General features: G+C 76.4%; 25 protein-coding genes. 20 read left to right on the top strand and 5 right to left on the bottom strand.

Annotated features, from left to right (window positions below; translation table 11 throughout):
* From ffh to rimM, 6 genes are all read left to right on the top strand, one after another.
* Window positions 1-1,521: a signal recognition particle protein gene (gene ffh / locus H6H00_RS31185; protein WP_185719191.1), complete on the top strand. Its 1,521-nt coding sequence runs from the start codon at window positions 1-3 to the stop codon at window positions 1,519-1,521.
* Complete coding sequence (locus H6H00_RS31180) at window positions 1,522-2,589, top strand: amidohydrolase family protein (protein ID WP_255425476.1); 1,068 nt, start codon at window positions 1,522-1,524, stop codon at window positions 2,587-2,589.
* A gap of 44 nt (window positions 2,590-2,633) precedes the next feature.
* Window positions 2,634-4,097 (top strand): CPBP family intramembrane glutamic endopeptidase, encoded by a 1,464-nt coding sequence (locus H6H00_RS32050; RefSeq protein WP_221775728.1) that lies wholly within the window; start codon window positions 2,634-2,636, stop codon window positions 4,095-4,097.
* Between the two features lie 145 nt (window positions 4,098-4,242).
* Window positions 4,243-4,710, top strand: a complete 468-nt coding sequence (gene rpsP / locus H6H00_RS31170; protein ID WP_185719189.1) for a 30S ribosomal protein S16 — start codon at window positions 4,243-4,245, stop codon at window positions 4,708-4,710.
* The gene (locus H6H00_RS31165; RefSeq protein ID WP_141279615.1) at window positions 4,707-4,946 is read left to right on the top strand and encodes an RNA-binding protein; all 240 of its coding nucleotides are present in this window, start codon (window positions 4,707-4,709) and stop codon (window positions 4,944-4,946) included. Before rpsP ends, H6H00_RS31165 begins: the two co-directional genes overlap by 4 nt.
* Window positions 4,947-4,964: 18 nt before the next feature.
* Complete coding sequence (rimM, locus tag H6H00_RS31160; RefSeq protein ID WP_185719188.1) at window positions 4,965-5,513, top strand: ribosome maturation factor RimM; 549 nt, start codon at window positions 4,965-4,967, stop codon at window positions 5,511-5,513.
* 9 nt (window positions 5,514-5,522) lie between these two features.
* Here the strand turns inward: rimM and H6H00_RS31155 are convergent, their stop codons facing one another.
* The 3 genes from H6H00_RS31155 to H6H00_RS31145 are packed head-to-tail and all read right to left on the bottom strand — an operon-like array spanning window position 5,523 to window position 7,598.
* Window positions 5,523-6,575, bottom strand: coding sequence for a class I SAM-dependent methyltransferase (locus H6H00_RS31155; protein WP_185719186.1), 1,053 nt, complete (start codon window positions 6,573-6,575; stop codon window positions 5,523-5,525).
* A 13-nt stretch (window positions 6,576-6,588) separates the two neighbouring features.
* Window positions 6,589-6,918 (bottom strand): hypothetical protein, encoded by a 330-nt coding sequence (locus H6H00_RS31150; RefSeq protein ID WP_185719184.1) that lies wholly within the window; start codon window positions 6,916-6,918, stop codon window positions 6,589-6,591.
* A complete protein-coding gene (locus H6H00_RS31145; RefSeq protein WP_185719183.1) occupies window positions 6,915-7,598 on the bottom strand; it encodes an alpha/beta fold hydrolase in 684 nt (227 codons plus the stop codon). Before H6H00_RS31145 ends, H6H00_RS31150 begins: the two co-directional genes overlap by 4 nt.
* 118 nt (window positions 7,599-7,716) lie before the next feature.
* On the opposite strand from H6H00_RS31145, the gene H6H00_RS31140 reads away from it, so the two are divergent.
* Window positions 7,717-9,801 carry an alpha/beta fold hydrolase gene (locus H6H00_RS31140; protein WP_185719181.1) on the top strand — a complete coding sequence of 695 codons (2,085 nt, stop codon included), beginning with the start codon at window positions 7,717-7,719 and terminating at the stop codon, window positions 9,799-9,801.
* A 31-nt stretch (window positions 9,802-9,832) separates the two neighbouring features.
* Here H6H00_RS31140 and H6H00_RS31135 read toward each other — a convergent pair whose 3' ends face one another.
* Window positions 9,833-13,051, bottom strand: coding sequence for an ATP-binding protein (locus H6H00_RS31135; protein WP_185719179.1), 3,219 nt, complete (start codon window positions 13,049-13,051; stop codon window positions 9,833-9,835).
* Between the two features lie 63 nt (window positions 13,052-13,114).
* Between H6H00_RS31135 and H6H00_RS31130 the strand changes: the two genes are divergently transcribed.
* The 12 genes from H6H00_RS31130 to H6H00_RS31075 all read left to right on the top strand — a co-directional run bounded on the left by H6H00_RS31130 (window position 13,115) and on the right by H6H00_RS31075 (window position 23,134).
* Window positions 13,115-13,330, top strand: coding sequence for a helix-turn-helix domain-containing protein (locus H6H00_RS31130; RefSeq protein WP_185719177.1), 216 nt, complete (start codon window positions 13,115-13,117; stop codon window positions 13,328-13,330).
* 13 nt (window positions 13,331-13,343) lie between these two features.
* Entirely contained in the window at window positions 13,344-13,901 is a 558-nt protein-coding gene (locus H6H00_RS31125) for a Clp protease N-terminal domain-containing protein (RefSeq protein ID WP_185719175.1), read from the top strand.
* 93 nt (window positions 13,902-13,994) lie between these two features.
* Complete coding sequence (gene trmD, locus H6H00_RS31120) at window positions 13,995-14,735, top strand: tRNA (guanosine(37)-N1)-methyltransferase TrmD (RefSeq protein WP_185719173.1); 741 nt, start codon at window positions 13,995-13,997, stop codon at window positions 14,733-14,735.
* A gap of 137 nt (window positions 14,736-14,872) precedes the next feature.
* Window positions 14,873-15,232 carry a 50S ribosomal protein L19 gene (rplS, locus tag H6H00_RS31115; protein ID WP_185719171.1) on the top strand — a complete coding sequence of 120 codons (360 nt, stop codon included), beginning with the start codon at window positions 14,873-14,875 and terminating at the stop codon, window positions 15,230-15,232.
* 657 nt (window positions 15,233-15,889) lie between these two features.
* Window positions 15,890-17,002 (top strand): signal peptidase I, encoded by a 1,113-nt coding sequence (lepB, locus tag H6H00_RS31110; protein WP_255425475.1) that lies wholly within the window; start codon window positions 15,890-15,892, stop codon window positions 17,000-17,002.
* 22 nt (window positions 17,003-17,024) lie between these two features.
* Window positions 17,025-17,765, top strand: a complete 741-nt coding sequence (locus tag H6H00_RS31105) for a ribonuclease HII (RefSeq protein WP_255425474.1) — start codon at window positions 17,025-17,027, stop codon at window positions 17,763-17,765.
* On the top strand, window positions 17,762-18,085 hold the full coding sequence (locus H6H00_RS31100; RefSeq protein ID WP_185719170.1) for a DUF2469 domain-containing protein: 324 nt from the start codon (window positions 17,762-17,764) through the stop codon (window positions 18,083-18,085). The genes H6H00_RS31105 and H6H00_RS31100 overlap by 4 nt, the downstream gene beginning before the upstream one ends.
* 85 nt (window positions 18,086-18,170) lie before the next feature.
* Window positions 18,171-18,533 carry a YraN family protein gene (locus H6H00_RS31095; RefSeq protein ID WP_185719169.1) on the top strand — a complete coding sequence of 121 codons (363 nt, stop codon included), beginning with the start codon at window positions 18,171-18,173 and terminating at the stop codon, window positions 18,531-18,533.
* Window positions 18,533-20,038, top strand: a complete 1,506-nt coding sequence (locus H6H00_RS31090; protein WP_185719168.1) for a YifB family Mg chelatase-like AAA ATPase — start codon at window positions 18,533-18,535, stop codon at window positions 20,036-20,038. Before H6H00_RS31095 ends, H6H00_RS31090 begins: the two co-directional genes overlap by 1 nt.
* On the top strand, window positions 20,035-21,216 hold the full coding sequence (gene dprA / locus H6H00_RS31085) for a DNA-processing protein DprA (protein ID WP_255425473.1): 1,182 nt from the start codon (window positions 20,035-20,037) through the stop codon (window positions 21,214-21,216). The genes H6H00_RS31090 and dprA overlap by 4 nt, the downstream gene beginning before the upstream one ends.
* A 60-nt stretch (window positions 21,217-21,276) precedes the next feature.
* Window positions 21,277-22,257, top strand: a complete 981-nt coding sequence (locus tag H6H00_RS31080) for a tyrosine-type recombinase/integrase (protein ID WP_185719167.1) — start codon at window positions 21,277-21,279, stop codon at window positions 22,255-22,257.
* The gene (locus H6H00_RS31075) at window positions 22,232-23,134 is read left to right on the top strand and encodes a FliA/WhiG family RNA polymerase sigma factor (protein ID WP_185719166.1); all 903 of its coding nucleotides are present in this window, start codon (window positions 22,232-22,234) and stop codon (window positions 23,132-23,134) included. Before H6H00_RS31080 ends, H6H00_RS31075 begins: the two co-directional genes overlap by 26 nt.
* 70 nt (window positions 23,135-23,204) lie before the next feature.
* Here H6H00_RS31075 and H6H00_RS32630 read toward each other — a convergent pair whose 3' ends face one another.
* Window positions 23,205-23,648: a M23 family metallopeptidase gene (locus H6H00_RS32630; RefSeq protein WP_255425472.1), complete on the bottom strand. Its 444-nt coding sequence runs from the start codon at window positions 23,646-23,648 to the stop codon at window positions 23,205-23,207.
* 863 nt (window positions 23,649-24,511) lie between these two features.
* Here H6H00_RS32630 and rpsB point away from each other — a divergent pair.
* A complete protein-coding gene (gene rpsB / locus H6H00_RS31065) occupies window positions 24,512-25,399 on the top strand; it encodes a 30S ribosomal protein S2 (RefSeq protein WP_185719164.1) in 888 nt (295 codons plus the stop codon).
* Window positions 25,400-25,451: the final 52 nt, after the last annotated feature.

The raw sequence follows: 25,451 nt of genomic DNA, 5'->3' as shown, positions 1-25,451 counted from the left end.
GTGTTCGACACCCTCTCCGAGCGCCTCTCCGGCACGCTTGCGAACCTCCGTGGCAAGGGCCGTCTCTCCGAGGCCGACATCGACGCCACCGCGCGCGAGATCCGCATCGCGCTGCTCGAGGCCGACGTCGCGCTGCCCGTGGTGCGCGGGTTCGTCGCGCGCACGAAGGAGCGGGCCAAGGGCGCCGAGGTCTCGGGGGCGCTGAACCCGGCCCAGCAGGTCGTCAAGATCGTCAACGAGGAGCTCGTCGGGGTGCTCGGCGGCGAGACCCGCCGGCTGCGCTTCTCCAAGGAGCCGCCGACGGTGATCATGCTCGCCGGTCTGCAGGGCTCCGGCAAGACCACGCTGGCGGGCAAGCTCGCGTTCTGGCTGAAGTCGCAGGGCCACGCGCCGCTGCTGGTGGCCTGCGACCTGCAGCGCCCCAACGCCGTCAACCAGCTCCAGATCGTCGGCGAGCGGGCCGGGGTCACGACGTTCGCGCCGGAGCCCGGCAACGGCGTGGGCGACCCGGTGGACGTCGCCCGCCGCGGCATCGAGCACGCCCGCTCCACGATGTTCGACATGGTCATCGTCGACACCGCGGGCCGCCTGGGCGTCGACGAGGAGCTGATGCGCCAGGCCTCCGACATCCGCGAGGCGGTGCAGCCCGACGAGGTGCTGTTCGTCGTCGACGCGATGATCGGCCAGGACGCGGTGGCCACGGCCGAGGCGTTCCGCGACGGCGTCGGGTTCACCGGTGTGGTCCTCACCAAGCTCGACGGCGACGCCCGCGGCGGTGCCGCGCTGTCGGTCCGCGAGGTCACCGGGCAGCCGATCCTGTTCGCCTCCGACGGCGAGAAGCTCGAGAACTTCGACGTCTTCCACCCCGACCGGATGGCCAGCCGCATCCTCGGGATGGGCGACCTGCTCACGCTCATCGAGCAGGCCGAGGGCGCCTTCGACCAGGAGCAGTCGGAGAAGGCGGCGGCGAAGATCGCCAGCGGCGAGCTGTCGCTGGAGGACTTCCTCGAGCAGATGATGGCCATCCGCAAGATGGGCCCGATCGGCAACATCCTGGGCATGCTCCCCGGGGCCAACTCGGGGCAGATGAAGGACGCGCTGGCGCAGGTCGACGACCGCCACCTCGACAAGCTGCAGGCCATCATCCGCGGCATGACCCCCGGCGAGCGGGCCGATCCGAAGATCATCAACGGGTCGCGGCGGCTGCGCATCGCGAACGGGTCCGGGGTGTCGGTCGGCGACGTCAACGACCTGGTCAACCGCTTCTTCGAGGCCCGCAAGATGATGAAGCAGATGGCCGGGCAGTTCGGCTTCGGCGGCGGGCAGCGCAGCGCCACGAAGAAGCTGGCCAGCAAGCGCAAGTCCAAGAAGGGCAAGGGCCGCCCGACGCCCTCGCGCGCCGGGGGAGGCATGCCCGACCTCTCGGGCCTGCCGCCCACGCTGCAGCAGCTCCCGCCGGGCCTGGACCAGCTGCCCCCGGGCTTCGACCCGAGCAAGCTGCGCTTCCCGAAGGGCCGCTAGGTGTACCGGCTGCGCGGGGTGCTGCTGCCGGGCGAGGACACCGTCGAGCTGTTCGTCGACGGCGACGGGATGCTGGTCGAGGAGCCCGTCGCGGGCGCCGAGACGCTCGTCGACGGCGGGTGGATCGTGCCCGGCCTGGTCGACGCGCACTGCCACGTCGGTCTCGGCCCGGACGGCCCGGTCGACCTGGAGGAGGCCGACGCCCAGGCCCGCTGCGACCGCGACGCCGGCGCGCTGCTGCTGCGCGACTGCGGCTCGCCCGTCGACACCTCGGCGCTGCGGGCCCGCGAGGACCTCCCGGAGATCATCCGCGCCGGACGGCACCTGGCCCGCCCCAAGCGCTACATCCCGGGCCTCGCGATCGACGCCGACGACCCCGCGCTGCTGCCCGAGCTGGTGGCGGAGCAGGCGGCGGCGGGCGACGGCTGGGTCAAGCTGGTCGGCGACTGGATCGACCGCGGCGAGGGCGACCTCGCCCCGCTGTGGCCCGACGACGTGCTGCGCGACGCGATCGCCGCCGCCCACTCCGCGGGCGCCCGGGTCACCGCGCACGTGTTCGGCACCGACGCCCTGCCCGGGCTGATCGGCGCGGGCATCGACTGCATCGAGCACGGCACCGGCCTCACCGACGACCTCATCGCGCAGATGGCGGAGCGGGGCACCGCGCTGGTGCCCACGCTGATCAACGTCGAGACGTTCCCGGGGATCGCCGACTCGGCGACGAAGTACCCGGCGTACGCCGCGCACATGCGGCAGCTGCACGCCGGGGCGCACGACGTCGTCCGGCGGGCCGTCGAGGCGGGTGTCCCGGTGTACGCCGGCACCGACGCGGGCGGTGGCATCGCGCACGGCCGCATCGCCGACGAGGTCCGCGCGCTCGCCGCGGCCGGCCACACCGACCCGCTCGGGGCCGCCAGCTGGAACGCCCGGCACTGGCTGGGCCGCCCGGCCCCGCACCCCGGTGTGCCCGCCGACCTGGTGGTCTACCGCACCGACCCGCGCGCCGACCTCGCCGCCCTCGACACCCCGACGCTGATCATGCTCCGCGGCCGGGTCGTCGCGGCCTGACGCGCGTACCCGGACCCCACGACCGTCCCGGTAACGTCGTGATCGTGCGATCTGTCGGAGTCAGCGGGGGTGGGCGGCCCCGCGGGGGCGCCGGGACGGGCCGTCGCCCGTGGATGATCGTCGCCGCGGTGCTCGGTGTGGTCGCGGTCGTCGTCGCCGCGCGGGTGCTGCAGCGGCGCGGCCGGTCCGCGCCCGCCCCGGTCGACCCGGTCGTCGCGGACCGGGAGGAGCAGGCGAGCAGCTGGTTCGACGCGCCGCTGCCCACCGAGACGTCCACGCCGCCGATGGGGATCCCGACCTCGGCGCCCGAGCGCCTGCCCGGGGCCGCGGCCCTGGCCGTGCCCGCCCCGGTCGTCGCAGCCCCGGTCGTCGCAGCCCCCGTCGTCTCGGCCCCGGCCGTCCCCGGTCCCACCGGCTCGGCCCCGGTCGGCCCGGTCGGGCCCGCCGGATCGGCGGAGATCACCGACCCGGCGCTGCGCATCCCGCCCGGTCTCGACCCGCGCCTGCCGGGCCACGGCTCCGCGGAGGCCACCGACCGCATCCCGGTCGCGACCCTCGCCGCCGCCGCGCCGCCCGGCGGGTCCCTCCCGGCGGGCTCCTTCCCGGCCGGGTCCCCGCCCGCCGCCGCTGCCGTCGCGGTGCCCCCGCCGGGTGCGGCGCCCGCCGGGTCCGCGGCCTGGTCGGGCGCCGTGGGCCCCGGCGTCCCGCCGTCCGGTGCACCGGCTCCCGGCACCCCGGTCCCCGGCCACCCGACTCCCGGCCACCCGACTCCCGGCACCCTGACCATGGAGCCGGTCACGCCGGGCCCGGCGCCCCGGCCGGCGCACCGCTGGGGGCTCGGGGCCTACCTCGTCGCCGAGGCCGTGTTCCTCGTCGCGTCGGGGTTGATGGGCCTGCTCCTCGTCGCGCAGGACCCGGTCACGGCCGGATCGCTCGCCGCGGCGCTGGCGGTGCCGACGGTGGCCGCGGCACTGGTCGGCCTGCTCGTCACCCGGCTCCGCGGCAACGGCCCGGTCGTCGACCTGCAGCTGCGCCCCACCGCCCGCGACGTGGGCCTCGGGTTCGCGTTCGGCTTCGGCGGGCTGTTCCTCACGATCCCGGCCTCGCTGGTCTACGTGTCGGTGGTGGGCGAGGACGCCTCGTCGGCGGTCGGCGACATCTTCGGCGACATCACGGCCGGTCCGGGCGTCGCGCTGCTCATCGTGGCGATCGTGGTGCTCGTCGCGCCGCTGTGCGAGGAGATCCTCTACCGCGGGCTGCTCTGGGGCGGGCTGACGCGGCTGGGGGCGAACCGCTGGCTCGCGTTCGCCGTCACCACCGTCATCTTCGCGCTCGCGCACTTCGAGTGGCCCCGCGCGCTGCTGCTGCTCGTGGTCGCGCTGCCACTCGGGCTGGCCCGCGTCTACAGCGACGGGCTGCTCGCGCCGGTGATCGCGCACCAGATCAACAACCTGCTCCCGGGCATCGGGCTCTACCTCATGCTGACGGGCGCGTTCCCCGCTCTCTGAGCGTCTGGCACAATGGCGTGTCGGCCCCGCGGCCGGCCCTCTACCAGCCGCGGCCACACAACGTTCGAGCGACGTGCAGCCCGTAACCCCACGCGAGCAGCGCGGCCTCATCGCCGTAAGACCGATTCAGGGAGCAGTCAAGAGCGTGGCCGTCAAGATCAAGCTGATGCGTCTGGGCAAGATCCGTCAGCCGTACTACCGCATCGTCGTCGCCGATGCCCGCAGCCGCCGCAGCGGCCGGGCCATCGAGACCATCGGCAAGTACCACCCGAAGAACGACCCGAGCCTCATCGAGGTCGACTCGGAGCGCGCGCAGTACTGGCTCGGCGTGGGCGCACAGCCCACCGAGCCCGTCGAGCACCTGCTGAAGATCACCGGCGACTGGCAGAAGTTCAAGGGCCTGCCGGGCTCCGAGGGCACGCTCAAGCCGCAGCCGGAGAAGGTCGACAAGCTCGCGCGCTTCAACGCCGCCCTCGCCGCAGCCAGCGAGGAGCCCACCACCGAGGCCACCACGGCCAAGAAGAAGGCCGACCGTCGCCCGAAGGCCGACGACGCCGCCGCCGAGGCCCCCAAGGCCGACGAGGCTGCCGCCGAGGCCCCGGCCGAGTCGTGACGGTCCTGGCCGACGCGCTGGAGCACCTGGTCCGGGGGATCGTCGATCACCCCGACGAGGTGCAGGTCGACCTCGTCACCAGCCGGCGGGGCCGCACCCTCGAGGTGCGGGTCCACCCGGAGGACCTGGGCAAGGTCATCGGCCGCGGCGGCCGCACGGCCACCGCGCTGCGCACCGTCGTCGGTGGCATCGGCGGTCGAGGCGTCCGCGTCGACGTCGTCGACACCGACCGCTGAGCCGTCGGTAGGACGACCGTGCCCGCACCCGTCCGCGGACGAGCAGGAGAACTGCTCGTCGGCGTCGTGGTGCGGGCGCACGGCCTCCGCGGCGAGCTCGGCGTGGAGGTCCGCACCGATTCCCCCGACGAGCGCTTCGCGCCCGGGGCGGCGCTGCTCGGGCGCCGGGCCGGGGCGCCGGACGTGACGCTGACCGTCGAGGCCGTCCGCTGGCACTCCGGGAAGCTGCTCGTCCGCTTCGTCGAGACCCCCGACCGCACCGCCGCCGAACCGCTCCGCGGCACCCGCCTGCTCGTGCACACCTCCGAGCTGGCGCCCCCCGAGGACCCCGACGAGTTCCACGACCACCAGCTCGAGGGCCTGCGGGCGGAGCTGGAGGACGGCACGGTCGTCGGCACCGTCCGCGAGGTCCTGCACGGCCCGGCGGGTGACCTGCTGGTGCTCACCCGCGCGGGCGGCGGCCCCGACGTGCTCGTGCCGTTCGTCCACGCCATCGTCCCCACCGTCGACCTCGACGGCGGCCGCGTGCTGCTCACCCCGCCCGAGGGCCTGCTCGACGCCGAGTAGGCGCAGGTCTCAGGGCCGGGCCTCGTAGACCAGGTTGAACGGCGACTCCGCGGCCCGCCGGAACCGCGTGAACCCGGCCGCGGTCACCACGTCGCGGATCGCCGCCTCGCCCGCCTGTGCGCCGAGGGCGTACCCCCCGGGCTGCGACTTCGCGTTCGGCACGCACAGCAGCGTCGACGCCGAGTAGTACACCCGGCCCACCGGGTTCAGGTTGTCGGCCACGGCGTCGGCGGCGACGGGCTCGACGATCAGCCACGTGCCGTCGTCGGCCAGCGCCCCGCGCACGTGGCGGGCCGCGCCGAGCGGGTCTCCCATGTCGTGCAGGCAGTCGAAGGTGGCGGCGAGGTCGTAGCCGGTGCCGGTGAAGTCCTGCGCCGACGCGACCTCGAACGACACCCGGGCCGCCACCCCGGCATCGGCCGCCCGCTTGCGGGCCAGCTCGACGGACCCGGCGTGGTAGTCCGAGCCGCTGAACCGCGAGTTCGGGTACGCCGCCGCCAGCAGCGCGGTCGACGCCCCGAGCCCGCAGCCGATGTCGGCGACCCGGGCACCGGCCCGCAGCTTGTCCTCGACGCCGTCCAGCGCCGGGATCCAGCTCGGGACCAGGTTCATCAGGTAGCCGGGCCGGAAGAACAGCTCGCAGCCGGTGAACACGTCCTCGTGCTGCTCGTGCCAGCCGACCCCCTCCCCGGTGCGGAACGCCTCGGTGATCCGGGGCTCCGCGCGCAGGGCCCCGAGCGCGAGGACGAACGCGCCGGGCAGGTACACCGGACCGTTCGGGTCGGCGAACGCGAACGCCTGCTCCTCGGTCATCGAGTAGGCGTCGGTGTCGGCGTCGTAGGTGAGGTACCCGCCTGCGGCCTGCCCGCGCAGCCACTCCGTCAGGTACCGGGTGTCGGTGCCGGTGCGGGCGGCGAGGTCGGCGGCGCCGCTCGGTCCGGCGTCGGCGAGCGCCCGGTACAGGCCGAGCCGGTGCCCGATCACCACCGAGCCCGCCGAGAGGGTGGCGCCGAGGTCGCCCGCGAAGCGCCCGATCAGCTCCATCAGTCGGGAGTCGTCCATCTCCGCTCCCCCCTCAGACCGTCGTCTTGAGGATGCAGATGGCCAGGTGGGCGGCCAGTACCGCCTCGCGGGCCGTCGCGCCCAGCCCGGGGTCGGCCTCGGCGGCGGCCTTCGCGCTGTCGCCCGCCTGCTCCAGCTCGATGACGGCGTCGCGGTCGTTCGCGGCGCTGCCCTTGACGGCCTTGGCGTCGAACTCGCGGACGACGGCGACGGTGACGACGGACGCGCCGGCGTCGGCCTCGGTGGCGCGCAGGGCCTCCTCGGTGCGGTTCTTGACGTCGTCCAGGCCGGACATGAGGTCGGTCATGGTGGTTCCTCCCGTGGTGGTGGTCGTGTCGTTCACGCCGGGATCCGGGACAGGATCGCGGCGAGACCGGTGGGGTCGACGAGCTGCGGGCAGTGCGAGGTGGCCATCCGCTCGACGCGGTCCGCCCGGGTTGCCATCGCCTCCTGCTCCTCCGGAGGCACCGCGACGTCCTTCTCCAGCACCACGTAGGTGACGGGGGTGTCGCTGTCGGGGGCGGTGGCGGGGGCGCCGATGGCCGCGCCGGAGGAGAACATCAGGTGCCGGTGGAACTCGGCCCGCTGCGCCGGGTCGAGGTCGGCGTACAGCACCTCGGCGGCCCGGTCGACGTCGTCGGTGATCCGGGCCGCGGTGCCGTCCTCGGTGGGCACGAACCAGTCCGTCGGTCCGGTGTAGTCGTCCATCAGCGATCTCCCGCGCGCGGGCCAGAACGCGCTGACGTAGACGCGGTGCACGATCCCCGGCTCGTCCGCGGCGTCGGTGATTACCAGCCCGCCGTAGGAGTGGCCGACGAGGACCGCCGGCTCCCCGGCCGCCGCGACGAGCCGGCGGACCTCGGCGACGTCGTCGGCGACGGTACCGAGCACCGCCGGGTCGGTCCCGGTGCTCGGCAGCTCCGCGACGGTCACGCGGTGCCCCTGCTCCTCCAGCAGCCGCGCCGTCGCGCCCCAGTACCAGCCGTCGGTAAACCCGCCGTGCACCAGCACGTACGCGGTCATGGTGTCCTCCTCGCGTCGGTGAGGGCGACGAGCCTGCGGCCGGGCGTTGCGGTGGCGTTGCGACGCGGCTGCAACGACAGGGGGCACCGTGACGACCTCTCTCCCGAGGAGGTCCGCCGTGCGCGCCAGATACCCCGACGTCGAGGACGAGGTGGTCCGCGACGGTGTCCGGATCGGCTACGAGGTCTACGGGACCGGCGAGGCGACGATCCTGCTGCCGTCCTCGATGCCGCTGGTGCACGCGCGGCAGTGGAAGGCGCAGGTGCCCCACCTGGCCCGGCACTTCCGCGTGGTCGTCGTCGACCACCGCGGCAACGGGCGCAGCGACCGGCCGCGCGGGCCGGCCGCGTACGCACTGGCCGAGGACGTCGCCGATCTGGTGGCGGTGCTGGACGCCACCGGCACGCGCAGGGTCGTCGCCGTCGGGCTCTCCGGGGGCGGGCGGCGGGTGCTGGAGCTCGCCGCCACGCATCCGGAGCGCGTCGCTGGGGTGGTCGCGATCGCGCCCGCGGTGCTGCTGGACCGCCTCGGCTTCGACGACGTCCTCGACTCCTACGAGGGACTCGCGGCGATCAACAGCAACTTCATCGCCGAGGACGTCGACCGGTTCGCCGAGGTCTTCCTCTCCGCGTGCCACTCGGACCCGCACTCGACGAAACCGCTCGAGGACGCGCTCGGGTGGGCCCGCGGCGTGACGGCCGAGGTCGTGATCGACTTCTTCCGCGGCAACGTCAGCCCGAGGCAGGACCGGCTGCGGGCCCTGGGCGCGCAGGTGCGCTGCCCGGTGCTCGTCGTGCACGGCAGCGAGGACCTGATCATCCCGCACGCGAGCGGCGCCGCGGTCGCGGAGGCGACCGGCGGGGACCTCGTCACGCTGCCCGGAGCGGGCCACGTCCCGACCGGCCGCGAACCGGTCCGGATCAACCTGCTGGTCCAGGGGTTCACCGAGGCGGTGTTCGGCGTCCGGCGGCCGGTGCGGGACTGGACACCCGCCCGGTACCGGCCCCGGCGCGCACTGTTCCTGTCCTCGCCCATCGGTCTCGGGCACGCCCGCCGCGACCTCGCGATCGCCCGCGAGCTGCGTGCCCTGCGGCCGGACGTCGAGATCGAGTGGCTGGCCCAGCACCCCGTCACCGACGCGCTGGCCGCGGCGGGGGAGCGGGTGCACCCGGCGTCGCGCCACCTGGTGAGCGAGGCCGCGCACGTCGAGGGCGAGTCCGGTGAGCACGACCTGCACGTGTTCCAGGCCCTGCGCACGATGGACGAGATCCTCGTCGCGAACTTCCACGTGCTCGCCGACCTGGCCGAGGCGGAGCACCACGACCTGTGGATCGGCGACGAGGCGTGGGACCTCGACCACTTCCTGTACGAGAACCCCGAGCTCAAGCGCACGCCGTACGCCTGGCTGACCGACTTCGTCGGCTTCCTCCCGATGCCCGAGGGCGGAGAGCGGGAGGCGGCGCTGACCGCCGACTACAACGCCGAGATGCTCGAGCACGTCGCCCGCTACCCGCGGCTGCGCGACCGGGCGCTGTTCGTCGGCGATCGCGACGACGTCGTGCCCGACCCGTTCGGGCCGGGCCTGCCGTCGATCCGCGACTGGACCGCGGGGCACTACGACTTCCCCGGTTACGTCACCGGCTTCACCCCGGTCGAGGACCGCGACCGCGCCGGCATCCGCGACGAGCTGGGCTGGCGGCCGGGCGAGCCGGTCTGCCTGGTCACGGCGGGCGGCACCGGGGTGGGGCTGCCGCTGCTGCGGCGGGTCGCGGCCGCGTACCCGGAGGCGGCGCGGCGGGTGCCGGGACTGCGGATGGTGGTCGTCACCGGGCCGCGGATCGACCCCGAGACCGTCGCACCGCTACCGGGGCTGGAGGTGCACGGCTGGGTGCCCGACCTCTACCGCCACCTCGCCGCGTGCGACCTCGCGATCACCCACGCCGGGCTCACCACGACGATGGAGCTGACGGCCAACCGCCGCCCCTTCCTCTACGTCCCGCTGCGCCGGCACTTCGAGCAGAACCTGCACGTGCCGCACCGCCTCGCCCGCCACGGCGCCGGCCGCCGCATCGACTGGGACGACCTGACGCCCGACGCCCTCGCCGACGCGATCGTCACGGAGATCGGCCGGGAGGTCGACTACCGCCCCGTCGACGCGGGCGGTGCGGCGCGGGCGGCGGCCCGCCTGGCGGAGATCCTCTGACGCGGGCCCGGGGGCGAGCCGGGCCGGGACGTCAGCCGGAGCCGCCCGGCCGCGCGGCGCGCGCCAGGTGCGGCATGCCGTGCCGCGTCGCGAGGTCCACCGCCGGTGTCCGGCTCCGCTCCGCGGCGGCGTGGTCGCCGAGCGCGTCCAGCGCGTCCGCGTCGACGAGTGCCGCCGCCGCCCGCCACGGCACCCAGCCCTGCCGCGCGGCGGCCTCCCGCAGCGGGGCCAAGACGGCCCGGGCCCGGTCCGGCTCGCCGCGGGCCAGCCGGGCGCGGGCGACGGAGAGGTAGGTGTCGCCGCCGGTCAGCCAGGCGTGGCCCGGCGGGGCGTCGACGCCGGAGAGGACCTCCTCCGCCGTGAGCAGGACGTCGGGGTCCCCGGTGGCCTCGGCGAGCGGGGCGAGGCAGCGCAGCAGGTAGCCCTCGATCCCGGTCCGCCCCGCGTCGTCGCGCACCGCCCGGAGCAGCGCGGCGGCCTCGTCGCCCCGGCCGAGCCCGAGCAGGGTGGTCGCGAGGATCCCGTGCGCCGTGGCCCGCCACCAGTGGTGCTCGGCGGCGTCGGCGAGGTCGACGGCCCGCCTGCCGAGCTCCTCCGCCCGGTCGAGCCGCCCGCGCAGCCGCTCCAGCCAGCCCTGGTGCGCCACGAACCAGGGCGCGTGGGAGACGTACCCGCTGCGCCGGTTGATCTCCAGCGCGTCCGCGATGCGCTCCGCGGCCCGGTCCCATTCGGCGGCCGCCACGAACGGGAGCGCCGACTCGAACACCGCCCAGTACAGGACCCGGAGGTCGCCGCGGCGGCGCAGCAGGGGTTCGAGCTCGGTGAGCACCGGGGCGAGGTGGACGGTGTCGCCGAGGTAGGCGTAGGCGGTCTTGAGCCCGTCCAGGCCGGCGGCGAGCGCGGCCTCCGAGCCGGACGCCCGCCCGGCGGCCACCGCGCGCCGGCCCAGGTCGATGGCCCCGGTGAAGCGCAGCCGGTTGGTCGCGACCACCGCCTGCCAGCCGAGGAGGTCGGCCTGGGCGGCCGGGTCGTCGAGCTCGACCGCGATCCGCACGGCCTCCGCGAGGTGCAGCGCGCGCTCGGAGAGCCCCAGCGCGGAGGTGACGTCGCCCGCGAGGTGGCGCAGCACCTCGATCTCGAGCCGGCGGTCACCAGCCGCGCGGGCCGCGCCGAGCGCGTCGCGCAGGTCGGCGGCGGACGGGCCGAACGCCCCGAGCGCGAGGTGCGCCAGACCGCGGGCGAGGTGGATCCGCGCGGTCAGGGCCGCGTCGTCGACGCCCGTGGCCAGCGCCCGGTCCAGCAGGTCCCGGCCGTCGGCCGCGGCGAACCGGTCGACGGCCTGGCGTCCGGCGGCCAGCCACGCACGGGCCGCGCCCTCCGGGTCCCCTGCGGCGGCCGCGTGCCCGGCGAGCACCTCGGGACGGTCGGCGAGCAGGTCGGCGGCGCGGCGGTGGTAGGCGCGGCGCGCGGGAGCGGGCGTCGACGCGTAGAGCACCTCGTGCACCAGGTCGTTCGCGAACTCGTACCGGTCGCCGGTGTCGACCAGCAGGCGCGCCGTCGCGGCGTCGGCGAGGCGCAGCAGGACGTCGGGCAGCGGGAGGCCGAGCATCGCGGCGACGGTCTCGGGGGCCACCGCGGCGCCGAGCACGGCCCCGGCGCGCAGCACCTGCTCGACGTCGGGCCCGACCCTCCGCATCCGGGCCAGCACCGCGGCCTGCAGCGAGTCCGGCACGCCGGTCTCACCGGCCGCGAGTCCGCGGAGGGTCTCGACGACGAACAGCGTGTGCCCGCGGGTGCGCCGCAGGATGTCCTCGGCGAGCCGCGGGGCACCGGCGCGGGCGGCGAGCAGGGCCACCGCGTCGGCCGCCAGCGGGCCGATCTCCACCCGGGTCCCGACGTCGTCGAGCAGGGCGAGGGCCTCGGAGCCCTCCTCGGACCGCACCGTCGCGAGCAGCAGCAACCGGTCGGGGCCCGGGCGGGCCGCGATGTAGTGGAGCAGCTCGACGGTCGCGGTCCCGGCGTTCTGCAGGTCGTCGAGCAGGAGCAGCACCGGGCGCACCGCGGCCCACGACCGGAGCAGGGCGCGGACGGCGTCGGAGGTGCGCCTGCGCTCCTGGTCGGCGCTGCCGCGGGCCGGGTCGGGCTCGCCCAGCACCGCGGCGAGGTCCGGGAGCAGTCCGGCGAGCACCGGGGCGCCCGGCCCGGCCAGCCGCCGGGTCTCCCCGGGCGGGAGCGTGCGCAGAGCGGGTGCGACGGCGTCGAGGACGGGTTGCAGCAGCAGCGAGCGCTCGGCCGCGTAGCACCGGGCCCGCAGGACCAGGCCGCCCGTGTCGGCGACCACCCCCGCGAGGGCCTCGGCCAGGGTGGTCTTGCCGATCCCGGCCTCTCCGGTGACCAGCAGGAGACCGGTGGCGCCGCCGGCGGCGGCCGCCCAGGCCGCGGTGAGCCGGTCCAGCTCGGCGCCGCGTCCGGCGGGGGCGGGGCGGGGGTACCGGTCGGGCACCGGGTGCGCGCCGGGGAGCGGGTCCCCGCGCAGGACCGCGAGGTGCAGCGCCTGCGCGGCGGGGGAGGGGTCGGTGCCGAGCTCGTCGGCCACGGCGGCGCGCAGCCGGGCGTAGACGACCAGGGCCCGCTGCGGGTCGCCCGCGGCGTGGTGGGCCGCCATGAGCAGGCGGTGGGCGCGGTCGTCGAGCGCGTCGGCGTCGGCCGCGGCCTGTGCGGTGACCACGGCCGATCCCGGGTCGCCGACCCGCAGGGCCGCGTCCGCCGCGGCGTGCCGGAGCGCGCGCAGGATGGCGTCGACCTCGCGCTGCAGGACGTCCACCCAGTCGCCGGACTCGCCGGTCAGCACGGCGCCCGCGCCCAGCAGGTCCAGCCCGCGCCGGGCCGCGACCAGCGCGAGGGCCGGCTCCCCGGTCCGCCGGGCCGCCTCCGCGGCCAGCACGTCGGCCTCCGCGACGTCCACCCGCACCCCCGGCCCGAGGCGGTAGGCGGGGCGGGCGCCGAGCACCGCGTCCGGGCCGAGCGTCGCGCGCAGCCTGCTGACGAGGGTGGCGACGTTGTCGGCCGGGCCGCGCGGCGCGGTCGCGGGCCAGAGGTCCGCCACCAGGTCGTCGACGGCGACCGTCCCGCCGCGGGCCGCGGCCAGCCGGGCGAGCAGCCGCCGGGACTTGCGGCCGCCCACGACCACCGGCCCGTCCCCGTCCTCGACGGCGAACGACCCGGACAGCCGGATCCGCACGCCGTCCACGGCCAGAACGATAGTGTCAACGTGGGTTGACAGCGCCGGTCCTGTCAACGTAGGTTGACGGCCATGAGTGATGCCACGAAGGTCGCGGCGGCGGCGTCCAGCAGAGACCCGTCCGTCGGTCTGGCGGCGGTGGCCTCCCTGCGGGGGCTGCTGGAGTCGCTGGAGGAGCTGCAGGTGGGCAACGCGCGCGACCAGGGCTGGTCCTGGCAGCAGATCGCGGAGGTGCTGCGGGTGAGCCGCCAGGCCGTCCACAAGAAGTACCGCCGGTCCGGGTTCTGAGAGGGGTTCGACGATGTTCGAGAGGTTCACCGACAAGGCCCGGCGGGTCGTCGTGCTGGCGCAGGAGGAGGCCCGCGAGCGGCGGGCCGACGCCATCCGGTCCGAGCACCTGCTGATCGCGCTGTACGGCGTGCCGGGCAACCTCGCACTGGAGGTGCTGGAGGCGCACTCCGTCGACGCGCAGGGTGTGCGCTCCGACGTCGACGGGCTGCGCGGTGGGCTCGGCCCGGCCGACGCGGAGGCGCTGTCGACGCTGGGGATCGACCTCGACGAGGTGCGCCGCCAGGTCGAGGACGCCTTCGGGCCCGGGGCGCTCGACCGCCCGCGCTCGCGGGGCAGGCGCTGGTTCGCCGGGCACGTCCCGTTCGACCGCGACGCGAAGAAGGTGCTGGAGCTCGCGCTGCGCGAGGCCCTGCGGCTCCGGCACAACTACATCGGCTGCGAGCACGTCCTGCTCGGGCTGCTGCACGCCGGGGGCTCGGCGCAGACGATCCTCGTCGCCAGGGGGGCGCGGCTCGACAGCGCCCGCGTCATCGTCGAGGAGCTGCTCCGGGGGCGGCGGGCGGGCTGAGGGTGCACACCCGGCGGTCGCCGTGCACACGTCGTGACCTGTGCCCGGCGGCGCCGCGGTGTGCACGGTGGGGCCCCGCGTACGGTGCGGCGCGTGCGGATCGACGTCGTCACCATCTTCCCCGGCTACCTCGCGCCCCTGCGGGAGGCGCTGCTGGGGCGGGCGATCGAGGCCGGCCTCGTCGAGCTCGGGGTGCACGACCTGCGCGACTGGACCCACGACGTCCACCAGGCCGTCGACGACTCGCCGTACGGCGGCGGGCCGGGAATGGTCATGCGCCCGCAGGTGTGGGGCGAGGCGCTCGACGCGGTGCTGGGGGAGGAGCCGGCCCGGCTCGTCGTGCCCACCCCGGCCGGGCGTCCGTTCACGCAGGCCACCGCGCAGGCGTGGGCCGCCGAGGAGCGGCTGGTGTTCGCCTGCGGGCGGTACGAGGGGATCGACCAGCGCGTCGTCGACGCCTACGCCGACCGCGGGCCCGTCGACGAGGTGAGCATCGGCGACTACGTGCTGGTCGGCGGCGAGGTGGCCGTACTGGTGATGGTGGAGGCGGTGGTGCGGCTGCTGCCCGGCGTGCTCGGCAACCCGGTCTCCGCGCAGGAGGACTCCTTCTCCGACGGCCTGCTGGAGGGGCCCGCCTACACGCGGCCGGTCTCCTGGCGCGGGCTCGACGTGCCCGACGTCCTGCGCAGCGGCAACCACGCCGCCATCGCCCGCTGGCGCCGCGACCGGGCGCTGGAGCGCACCGCCGCGCGCCGGCCCGACCTCCTCGACGCCCTGCCCCCCGACGCCCTCGACCGCGCCGACCGGGCGTTCCTGGCCGGTCTGGACGGGTGATGTCGGCCCGGCGGTCCGCGTCTGGCACTATGGACGGGAGCTGCCGCGCCCGCAGGCGCCTGCCCGCGCCCCGCTGGACGTAGAACGCGTTGCGCGCACCGCATGACTGCTATTCGAACCGAGGACGGACCTTCGCGATGAACACCCTGGACGCACTGGACGCACAGATGCTGCGCTCCGACATCCCCGCCTTCCGGCCGGGCGACACGCTCAAGGTGCACGTGAAGGTCATCGAAGGCTCCCGCTCGCGCATCCAGATCTTCCAGGGTGTCGTCATCCGCCGTCACGGCGCGGGCGCCCGCGAGACCTTCACGGTCCGCAAGGTCTCCTTCGGCGTCGGCGTCGAGCGCACCTTCCCGGTGCACTCCCCGAACCTCGACAAGATCGAGATCTTCACCCGCGGCGACGTGCGCCGCGCCAAGCTCTACTACCTCCGTGACCTGCGCGGCAAGGCCGCGAAGATCAAGGAGAAGCGCGAGACGACGTCCGCGTCCTGACCGACCCGGACCCGTTGCCGTAGCCTCGTGGCCGTGGCCCTACCCGAGCTCCCCGACGACCGGCGGGCCCGACCGCAGCGCTTCACGCCGGCCGGTCCGTCCGGGTCCCGGCACGCGGTGCGGACGCCCCCCGGGGGGCAACCCGCCACGCCGGACCCGGTCGACGGCGAGCCCGTCCCGCGGCCCGTCGGCGGGGCGGCTCCCGCGCGTCGGATGCCGGTCGTGGGGCCGCCGCCGCGGCGTCCGAACGGGCGCGTGAACGGCGCTCCTCCCGCGAACGGCGCCCCTCCCGCGAACGGATCGGCCCCGGTGAACGGGCCGCGCCGACCCGAGGCGCCGGCCCCCGCGAACGGGTCCGCCGTCCCCGGAGCGGTACGGCGCCCGGTCGACGGGCGGACCCCGGTCAACGGGCGGGCGCCTGTCGCCGGACGGGCCCCGGCCGACGGGCGCATCCCGACCGACCGGCGGACACCCGCCGACGGGCGGCCCCCGGTCGACGGACGGGCCCCTGCCGACGGACGGGCCCCGGCCGCCGGATCGTCACCCGCGCGCGGGTCCGCCCGGGGGGACGGCGTCCGCCGCGACGGCTCCGCCGACGCGGACGGCGCGCCCCGCCGCAACGGTTCCGCCGCCCCGCCGCGGGCCGGTCGCTACGGCGTGGTGCCCCCGCCCGTCCGCGGGGCCCGGCCGCCTGCGCCGCCGCAGCGCACCCCCGACGACGAGCCCACCGTCGTGCACGACGAGCTCGCCTCCGACGTGCAGGACGACGCGCCCGCCGCGGGCCGGGGGTCCTCGGCCCGGGCCGTCCCCGACGAGGCCCTCTCCGACGACGAGCCCGAGGCCCCGCCCGCCACCGCCGCGGAGTTCCCCGGCCGCCACCGCCGCCGGGCCGGGGCGTCGCCCACCTCCCGCCCCGCCGCCGAGTACAAGGCCCAGGCCGCCGCCGCGCGCGGGGGGAAGAAGGTCCGGCCCGGCCGTCGGCGCCGCGAGAACTTCTGGCGCGAGCTGCCGCTGCTGATCGTCGTCGCCCTCGTGCTCACGTTCATGATCCAGACGTTCCTGGCGAAGGTCTACGTGATCCCGTCCGGGTCGATGGAGACCACCCTGCACGGCTGCACGGGCTGCAACAACGACCGCGTGCTCGTCGACAAGGTCACCTACCGGTTCACCGATCCCGCCCCCGGCGACGTCGTCGTCTTCCGCGGCCCCGACGGCTGGATCAACACCGAGTTCTCGGCGCCGCCGTCGGACAACCCGCTGGTCAACGGCCTGCAGCAGTTCGGGTCGCTGATCGGTCTCGCGCCGCCCGACGAGAAGGACTTCGTCAAGCGCGTCATCGCGGTGGGCGGGCAGACCGTACAGTGCTGCGACAGCCGCGACCGCCTGCTCGTCGACGGCGAACCCCTCGACGAGCCCTACGTCTACTTCCTGCCCGAGGCCGGCCCGGCCCGCGAGCAGCGGTTCGACCCGGTCACGGTGCCCGAGGGCCAGCTCTGGATGATGGGCGACAGCCGCAACAACTCCTCGGACTCCCGGGCCACCGGCCACGGGGCCGTGCCGGTGGAGAACGTCATCGGCCAGGCGCGGCTGATCGTGCTGCCCTTCGGCCGGTTCGGCTGGATCGACGCGATCGACCCGCAGACCCAGGCCGTCGGCATGGGTGTCTCCGACGGGGCCGGGGCGCCGCTCGCGATGGGCCTGCTGGGTACGCTCCCCCTGGCCGTGTGGCGCCGCCGTCGGGCGGAGCGCGGCGACACCTTCCTCCCGTGAGTCCTGCCCGACCGGAGCGCACGTGCCTGTTCGTCGCCGCCGTCCGCGGATCCTGCTGCCCGCCGAGCTGCGTCCCGCCCGCGCGGTGGTGCGGCGCTCCGCCGGCAGCTGGACCCTCCAGTCGACGCTGCACCGGCACGGGCTCGGTCCCGTCGCCGGGGTCGACGAGGCCGGTCGCGGGGCGTGCGCGGGCCCGCTCGTCGTCGCCGCGTGCGTCCTGCGCCCCGGCGACGCCCGCGCGCTCGACGGGCTCACCGACTCCAAGCTGCTCACCGCGACGGCCCGCGAGGAGTACTACGCGCTGATCCGGCGCCGGGCGCTCGACCACGCGATCGTCGTGATCCCGCCCGAGGAGGTCGACCGGCGCGGGGTGCACGTCGCCAACATCGAGGGCATGCGCCGGGCCGTCGCCGGTCTCGCGTCGCCGCCCGGCTACGTCCTCACCGACGGGTTCGCGGTGCGCGGGTTCGGCACCCCGGCCCTCGCGGTGCCCAAGGGCGACCAGGTCGCGGCGTGCGTCGCGGCGGCGTCGGTGCTGGCGAAGGTCACCCGGGACCGGATCATGGTAGAGCTCGACGGGGAGCACCCGCGGTACCGCTTCGCCGAGCACAAGGGCTACTGCACACCGGTGCACGACGCGGCGCTGGCCGAGCACGGGCCGAGCGCCGTGCACCGCTGGTCCTTCGTCAACGTGCGGGCCGCGGCGGGACGGGCGCCCGCACTGGTCCACAATGACGGGGTGAGCGAGGAGACCGAGCTGTGAGCGCCGAGGATCTCGAGAAGTACGAGACCGAGATGGAGCTCACCCTCTACAAGGAGTACCGGGACATCGTGTCCCAGTTCTCCTACGTCGTGGAGACCGAGCGCCGCTTCTACCTGGCCAATTCCGTCGACGTCGCCGCCCGCAACGCCGACGGCGAGGTCTACTTCGAGGTCCGCATGTCGGACGCGTGGGTGTGGGACATGTACCGCCCGGCCCGGTTCGTGAAGAACGTCCGGGTCCTGACGTTCAAGGACGTCAACGTCGAGGAGCTGGACAAGCCCGAGCTGCGGCTGCCGGAGGGCGACCAGTTCGGCTCCTGACCGGGAGTTGTCCACATCGACCCCGCTCCGTCCACAGATCCCCGGAAGTCCCGCCGACGGCCCCGCGCGGCGCCATCGTGGACGCATGGCAGCGAAGGACGAGCTCGGACGCCACGGCGAGGACGTGGCGGTGCGGTACCTGGAGGGTCGGGGCCTGGTGGTCCTCGACCGCAACTGGCGATGTCGCGAGGGTGAGCTCGACGTCGTCGCCACGGAGCCCGACGGCGGCCGGCTGGTGGTGTGCGAGGTCAAGACCCGCTCCGGCACGCGCTACGGCGAGCCCGCCGAGGCGGTGACGGGGCAGAAGGCCCGTCGCATCCGGCGCGTCGCCCAGCGCTGGCTCGCCCAGCAGGGCCTGCCGTGGGTCGAGGTCCGGTTCGACGTCTGCGCGGTGCTCGTCGAGCAGGGCCGCCCGGCCACCGTGCAGTACTACGAGGCGGCGTTCTGATGGTGCTCGCACGGGGGTGGTCGGTCGCGCTGCACGGCGTCGACGGGCACGTGGTGGAGATCGAGGCCGACCTCGGCGGCGGGCTGCCGGGCGTCCACCTGCTGGGGCTGCCGGACGCCGCGCTGCAGGAGTCGCGCGACCGCGTGCGGTCGGCCGTCGTCAACTCCCGGCTGGTGTGGCCCAACGAGCGGATCGTGCTGGCGCTGAGCCCGGCCACGCTGCGCAAGACCGGCAGCGGGTTCGACCTGGCGCTCGCCTGCAGCGTGCTGGCCGCCGCCGAGCAGGTGCCGCAGGCGGCGCTCGACGGCACCGTCCTGCTCGGGGAGCTGGCCCTGGACGGGCGCCTGCGCGCGGTCCGCGGGATCCTCCCCGCGCTGCTGGCGGCGCGCTCCGCGCGGATGCGGCGGGTCGTGGTGCCGGTGGCGGCGCTGGCCGAGGCCGCGCTGGTGCCCGACATCGAGGTGCTCGGCGCGGCCGACCTGCGCGAGGTGCTCGACTGGCTCCGCGACGGCACGCCGCTGCGCTCGCCCGGGCCGGTCGTCGACGGGCCGGGGCCGGAGCCGCCCGACCTCGCCGACGTCGTCGGGCAGGACGACGCCCGCCACGCCCTGGAGGTGGCCGCGGCGGGCGGGCACCACCTGCTGCTCGTCGGCCCGCCGGGCACGGGCAAGACGATGCTGGCCCGCCGGCTGGTCGGGCTGCTGCCCCGCCTCGCCCCCGACGACGCGCTGGCGCTGGCCGCGGTGCGGTCGGTGGCCGGGCGGCTGCCGGCCGACGGGGGGCTGGCCACGCTGCCGCCGGTCGAGGCCCCGCACCACTCGAGCTCGATGGCCGCGCTCGTCGGGGGCGGCAGCGGGCTGGCCCGGCCGGGCGCGGTGTCGCTCGCGCACCGCGGCGTGCTGTTCCTCGACGAGGCCCCGGAGTTCGGCCCGCACCTGCTCGACGCCCTGCGCACCCCGCTGGAGGAGGGGGAGGTCCGGCTGGCCCGGGCCGAGGGGGCGGTGCGCTACCCGGCGCGCTTCCAGCTCGTGCTGGCGGCCAACCCCTGCCCGTGCGCGCCGGCCCACGACCGCGACTGCGTGTGCTCCTCGCCCGCGCGGCGGCGCTACCTGGGCCGGCTGTCCGGGCCGCTGCTCGACCGGGTCGACCTGCGGGCCGCGATGTTCCCGGTCACCACCTTCTCCGCTGTGGGCGACGGGGAGGACACCGCCACCGTCGGCGCCCGGGTGGCGGCCGCCCGCTCGGCGGCGGCGGAGCGGTGGGCCGCGCACGGCTGGCGCACCAACGCGGAGGTGCCCGGACCGGAGCTGCGGTCCCGGTTCGGCCTGCCGCGCGGCACCGTGCGGCCGCTCGAGGCGGGCATGCGCAGCGGCGCGCTCACCGCGCGCGGGGCGGACCGCGCGCTGCGGGTGGCCTGGACCCTGGCCGACCTGTCCGGGTGCGCCCGGCCGGAGCCCGAGCACGTCGAGGCCGCGCTGTACTTCCGCGACCGGAGGGCGGCGTGAACGCGGGGCCGGTCGGCCCGGTCCCGGACAGCGCGGTGCCGGTCGCTGTCCTGCGGGCCCGCGCCTACCTGTCCCGCGTCGCCGAGCCGCCCGCACCGGGCCTGGCGGCCCTGGCCGCGGAGGTCGGGGCGGTGGAGGCGGCCGACCGGGTGCGCCGCGGGGAGGTGAGCGAGCGGGTGGCGGCGGAGACCGCGGCGCGACGCGCCGTGGAGCGCGCCGACGCCGATCTCGCCACCGCGGCGGCGGCCGGGGTCCGGCTGCTCGTCCCCGAGCACCCCGACTGGCCGGGCGAGCCGCTCGCCGATCTCGCCGCGTGCGGGGTGCCCGACCTGGCGCCGCCGGTGGCCCTGTGGGTCCGCGGCCCCGGGAGCCTGGCCCGGATGTGCGTGCGGGCCACCGGGGTGGTGGGGGCGCGGGCGGCCACCGGCTACGGCCTGCACGTGGCCGCCGAGTTCGGGGCGGGGCTGGTCGACGGCGGGCACACGGTGGTCTCCGGGGCCGCCATCGGCATCGACGGCGCGGCGCACCGGGGCGCGCTCGGCGTCGACGGGCCGACGGTGGCGGTGCTCGCCTGCGGGGCCGACCGCGCCTACCCCGCGGCGCACCAGGGCCTGATCGCCCGGATCGCCGCCAGCGGACTGGTGGTCAGCGAGTACCCGCCCGGCAGCGTGCCCGCCCGGCACCGGTTCCTCGTCCGCAACCGGTTGATCGCCGGGCTCTCCGCGGCCACCGTCGTGGTGGAGGCCGGGCTGCGCAGCGGGGCCACCCGCACCGCGAGCGACGCCGCCACGCTGGGGCGCCCCGTGCTGGCGGTCCCCGGGCCGGTCACGTCGGGGGTGTCGGCGGGCTGCCACCGGCTGGTGCGGGAGGGCGCCGTCCTGGTCACCCGGGTCGAGGAGGTGCTGGAGGAGCTGGGTCCGATCGGGGCCCACCTCGCCGCCGACCCGCCGGGGGAGCGGCGGGCCACCGACGCGCTCGACCCGGTCGGCCGGCTCGTGCACGACGCCCTGCCCGCCCGCGAGGCGCGGGAGGTGGGCTGGCTGGCCCGCGAGGCGGGCGTCCCGGTCGGGTCGGTGCGGGTGGCGCTGGTCGATCTCGAACGGCGCGGGCTGGCCGACCACCGCAACGGCCGGTGGCAGCTGCGACCCGAGCGGCTGCGCACCGGAGGAGGGGGCTGAGCCACGACACGGCCGCCGCGGTGCTTGACCGCGCCCGGCCGGGGCCGGACCGTCGGGTGGATGTCCCCGACGCCGCCGCACCCCGCCGCCCCGGACGGTGTCCCGCCCGCGGACCCGCCCGGCCCGCCCGGTGGGGCGCCGGAGCCGTCCGGGCCGGTCGCCGGCGTGCTGGACGGATTCCTCCGGCACCTCGCCCTGGAGCGGGGACGGTCCGAGCACACCGTGCGGGCCTACCGCGGTGACCTGACGGGCCTGCTGTCCCGCGTCGAGGACGTGTCGGCGCTCGACCTCGGCCTGCTGCGCCGCTGGCTGGCGGAGGGGCACGCGGCCGGCCTGGGGCGCTCGACGCTGGCCCGTCGGGCCGCGGCGGCCCGCACGTTCACCGCCTGGGCCCACCGGGCCGGGCACCTGGCCGCCGACCCGGGGGCGCTGCTGGTGTCACCCCGGCCTCGCCCGGCCCTGCCCGACGTGCTCGACACCGCCGAGACCGGGTCCCTGTTCGCGGCAGCCGTCGCCGGGGCGGCCGAGGGGGAGCCGGTCGCGCTGCGCGACCTGGCCGTCGTCGAGCTGCTCTACGCCACGGGCGTGCGGGTGGGGGAGCTGTGCGGGGCCGACGTCGACGACGTCGACGCGGGCCGGCGCGCCCTGCGGGTGCTCGGCAAGGGGAACAAGGAGCGCACCGTCGTCTACGGTGTCCCCGCCGCCCGGGCCCTGGACCGCTGGCTCGACACCGGGCGGCCTGCTCTGGCCCGCAGCGCGTCACCGCCCGCCCTGTTCCTGGGGGCCCGCGGAGGACGGATCGACCCGCGGATCGTGCGGGAGATCGTGCACTCCGCGGTGGCCGCGGTGCCCGGCGCGCCCGACACGGGCCCGCACGGTCTGCGACACGCCGCCGCCACCCACATGTTGGCAGGCGGCGCGGACCTCCGTTACGTACAGGAGTTACTCGGTCACGCTAAGCTAGCAACCACTCAGCTCTACACACACGTCACCGTCGAGCGTCTGAAGGTGGTTCATGAGCAGGCTCACCCCAGGGCGTAGCACGGTCCTCGACGGGTCCGTGCAGCTCAGGGCGCTCGGCGGGGCAGTGATCTCCGCACTGGCCGTGCGCGAGCAGTCGCTGGTCGAGCGTTCCCCGGCGGTGTCCGCGCCGGTTCCGGCCGCCGGGGCGGTCGCGCAGCGCACCCCTGTCGAGCAGCTCTGGGACGCCTATCTGGCCGAGCCGACACGCCCGGTGCGTGATCGACTGCTCGTCCACTACACACCGCTCGTCCGGGCGGTCGCCCACCGCACCGCGGCCGGGCTGCCGAGCTACGTCGACCTGGCGGACCTCGTGCAGTCCGGGGTCTTCGGCCTCATCGACGCCGTCGAGCGGTTCGACCCGGAGCGCTGCCCGCGGTTCGAGAGCTATGCGGCGCAACGGATCCGGGGCGCGATCCTCGACGAGCTCCGCGCCCAGGACTGGGTGCCGCGGACCATCCGCGGGCGGGCCCGCGAGCTCGACCGGGTGCAGCAGCGCCTGGAGGCCCGGCTGCGCCGCGCCGCCACCGACCACGAGCTGGCCGCGGAGCTCGGCGTCGCCCCGCGCGACCTGCGCTCGGTCGGCCACCACGTGCAGCTGGTGAGCGTCGAGGCCCTCGACGAGGGCAGCGGTGGGCTCTCCGAGCTGCTCGCCGACGACGCCGCGCCGGACCCGATGTCGGTGGTGCAGGACCGGGAGACCTCGCGGCAGCTGTCGGTCGCGGTGGCCCAGCTGGGGGAGCGCGACCGGCTGGTCGTGCAGATGTACTACCTGGAGAACCGCACGCTCGCCGAGATCGGCCGCCACCTCGGCGTCACCGAGTCGCGGGTGTGCCAGCTGCACACCCGGCTGGTCGGGCGCCTGCGCGGGCGCCTCGAGGAGCTCGCCGCGGGCTGAGCGCCGACGTCCGCGCACCGTCCGCTGTCCCGCGACCGCCGGGCGTGCGCGGGTGGTCGGACGGCGCCGGTCAGGCCGGCCACGGGTCGGGCACCGGGAGCAGTCGGACCCGGGGCGGGCGCAGCAGCACCAGCGGGTCGAGGTAGTCGGTGCGGTCGCGGCGCACCCCCCAGTGCAGGCACGCCGGGTCGGGGCAACCGGCGTGGCCGGGCTCGAGCGTGCCGAGCACCGCACCGGCTGCCACCACCGCGCCCGCCCCGACGAGCGGCGTCACCGGCTCGTAGGTGGTGCGCAGGCCGTCGTCGTGCTGCACCGAGACCAGCGACCGCCCGCCGACCGGACCCGCGAACACCACCGTCCCGCCCCGGGCCGCCAGCACCGCCTGCCCCGGGGCCCCGGCGAGGTCGACGCCCCGGTGCCCGGGCCCGTAGGTGTGCTCGGGCGGCCGGAACGGGGTGCGCACCACCGGCACCGGCAGCAGCGGCCACGCGTACCCGGCCCCAGGCGCCGGCACCCCCGCTCCCGGTGGAGCGGGAGGCGGCTCCGCGGCCGGCGGAACGGGCGCGGCCGGCGGAACGGGCGCGGCCGGCGGAACGGGCGCGGCCGGCGGAACGGGCGCGGCCGGCGGAACGGGCGCGGCCGGCGGAACGGGCGCGGCCGGCGGAACGGGCGCGGCCGGCGGAACGGGCGCGGCCGGCGGAACGGGCGCGGCCGGCGGAACGGGCGCGGCCGGCGGAACGGGCGCGGCCGGCGGAACGGGCGCGGCCGGCGGAACGGGCGCGGCCGGCGGAACGGGCGCGGCCGGCGGAACGGGCGCGGCCGGCGGAACGGGCGCGGCCGGGGGAACGGGCGCTGGGGGAACGGGCGCTGGGGGAACCGCGGGGCTCCCTGGCGGAGCGGGCGCGGCCGCCTCGCCCGGTGGCGCCGCGGCCACGAGTGCGGCGGCCGCCACGAGGACCGCGAGCAGAGCACCGGGGACGCCCCGCCGCGCCGCCGCCGCGGGGCGGCGCGGGGGAGCGGTCCCGCCTCGGTCCATGCCCCCAGGCTGCCGCGGATCGGCCGGGACGGGGGGCCGGATCCGCCCGCTGTGGACGGGCCCCCGTCGACGTGGACAACCCCGGGACGCCCGGTGAGGGGGGAGCGGGCCCCGGCGTACACTCGACCCGCACCCCGGATTCCCGGGGTGACTTCGCGCGCTCGCGTTTCCACCCCGCGCATCCCACGGGGCGGGATCGGCGGACGGGCGGTCCCGCGGGTTTCCGACCGGCGGGTCCGGACGCCGACGCGACGCCAGGGCGGAACCGTCGACCGACGCTCCGCGCAACCGCACGCACGGTCGCCGAGCGACCGCGCCAGACCGAGAGGTGAACACCGGCCATGGCCGTCGTCACCATGAAGCAGCTGCTCGACAGCGGCGTGCACTTCGGGCACCAGACCCGACGCTGGAACCCGAAGATGAAGCGCTACATCCTCACCGAGCGCAACGGCATCTACATCATCGACCTGCAGCAGACGCTGTCCTACATCGACCGGGCCTACGAGTTCGTGCGCGAGACCGTCGCGCACGGCGGCACGATCATGTTCGTCGGCACGAAGAAGCAGGCGCAGGAGGCCATCGCCGACGAGGCGGGCCGCGTCAACATGCCGTACGTCAACCAGCGCTGGCTGGGTGGCATGCTCACCAACTTCCAGACCGTCCACAAGCGCCTTCAGCGGATGAAGGAGCTCGAGACGATGGAGCAGACGGGGGGCTTCGAGGGTCGCACCAAGAAGGAGATCCTCATGCTCACCCGCGAGAAGACCAAGCTCGAGAAGACCCTGGGCGGCATCCGGGACATGACCAAGGTCCCGAGCGCGGTCTGGATCGTCGACACCAAGAAGGAGCACATCGCGGTCGGCGAGGCCCGCAAGCTGGGCATCCCCGTCGTCTCCATCCTGGACACGAACTGCGACCCCGACGAGGTCGACTTCCCGATCCCGGGCAACGACGACGCGATCCGCTCCGCCGCACTGCTGACCAAGGTCGTGGCGCAGGCGGCGGCCGACGGCCTCATGCAGCGCTCGCGCGCCCGCGGTGGCGACGGCGGCGAGGAGAAGGCCGCGGCCGAGGAGCCGCTCGCCGAGTGGGAGCAGGAGCTGCTCACCAGCGGCGCCGGCTCCGACGGGGCGAGCCTCACAGCCGCCGCGGCCCCGGCCGAGGCGCCGAACCCGGCCGCCGAGCCCGCTCCGGCCACCACCAGCAACGGCACCCAGACCGCCAGCTGACCTCCGCCGCCCCAGGCCTCCGCGACTCCACGTGCGGGGCCCGGGGCGGTGC

Origin of the sequence: Pseudonocardia petroleophila (assembly GCF_014235185.1) — a bacterium.
GTDB classification, from domain to species: domain Bacteria; phylum Actinomycetota; class Actinomycetes; order Mycobacteriales; family Pseudonocardiaceae; genus Pseudonocardia; species Pseudonocardia petroleophila.
The sequence above is the reverse complement of the archived record's forward strand: the minus strand, read 5'-3'. Positions and strand labels throughout refer to the sequence as shown.

What these genes read in the sequence shown, in the direction of transcription:
- rplS (WP_185719171.1), top strand. Translation starts at nt 14,873, where the DNA reads ATGAACACCCTGGACGCACTGGACGCACAGATGCTGCGCTCCGACATC.
- rpsB (WP_185719164.1), top strand. Translation starts at nt 24,512, where the DNA reads ATGGCCGTCGTCACCATGAAGCAGCTGCTCGACAGCGGCGTGCACTTC.
- H6H00_RS31075 (WP_185719166.1), top strand. Translation starts at nt 22,232, where the DNA reads ATGAGCAGGCTCACCCCAGGGCGTAGCACGGTCCTCGACGGGTCCGTG.
- H6H00_RS31125 (WP_185719175.1), top strand. Translation starts at nt 13,344, where the DNA reads ATGTTCGAGAGGTTCACCGACAAGGCCCGGCGGGTCGTCGTGCTGGCG.
- H6H00_RS31090 (WP_185719168.1), top strand. Translation starts at nt 18,533, where the DNA reads ATGGTGCTCGCACGGGGGTGGTCGGTCGCGCTGCACGGCGTCGACGGG.
- H6H00_RS31095 (WP_185719169.1), top strand. Translation starts at nt 18,171, where the DNA reads ATGGCAGCGAAGGACGAGCTCGGACGCCACGGCGAGGACGTGGCGGTG.
- H6H00_RS31145 (WP_185719183.1), bottom strand. Translation starts at nt 7,598, where the DNA reads ATGACCGCGTACGTGCTGGTGCACGGCGGGTTTACCGACGGCTGGTAC.
- H6H00_RS31130 (WP_185719177.1), top strand. Translation starts at nt 13,115, where the DNA reads ATGAGTGATGCCACGAAGGTCGCGGCGGCGGCGTCCAGCAGAGACCCG.
- H6H00_RS31155 (WP_185719186.1), bottom strand. Translation starts at nt 6,575, where the DNA reads ATGGACGACTCCCGACTGATGGAGCTGATCGGGCGCTTCGCGGGCGAC.
- H6H00_RS31080 (WP_185719167.1), top strand. Translation starts at nt 21,277, where the DNA reads ATGTCCCCGACGCCGCCGCACCCCGCCGCCCCGGACGGTGTCCCGCCC.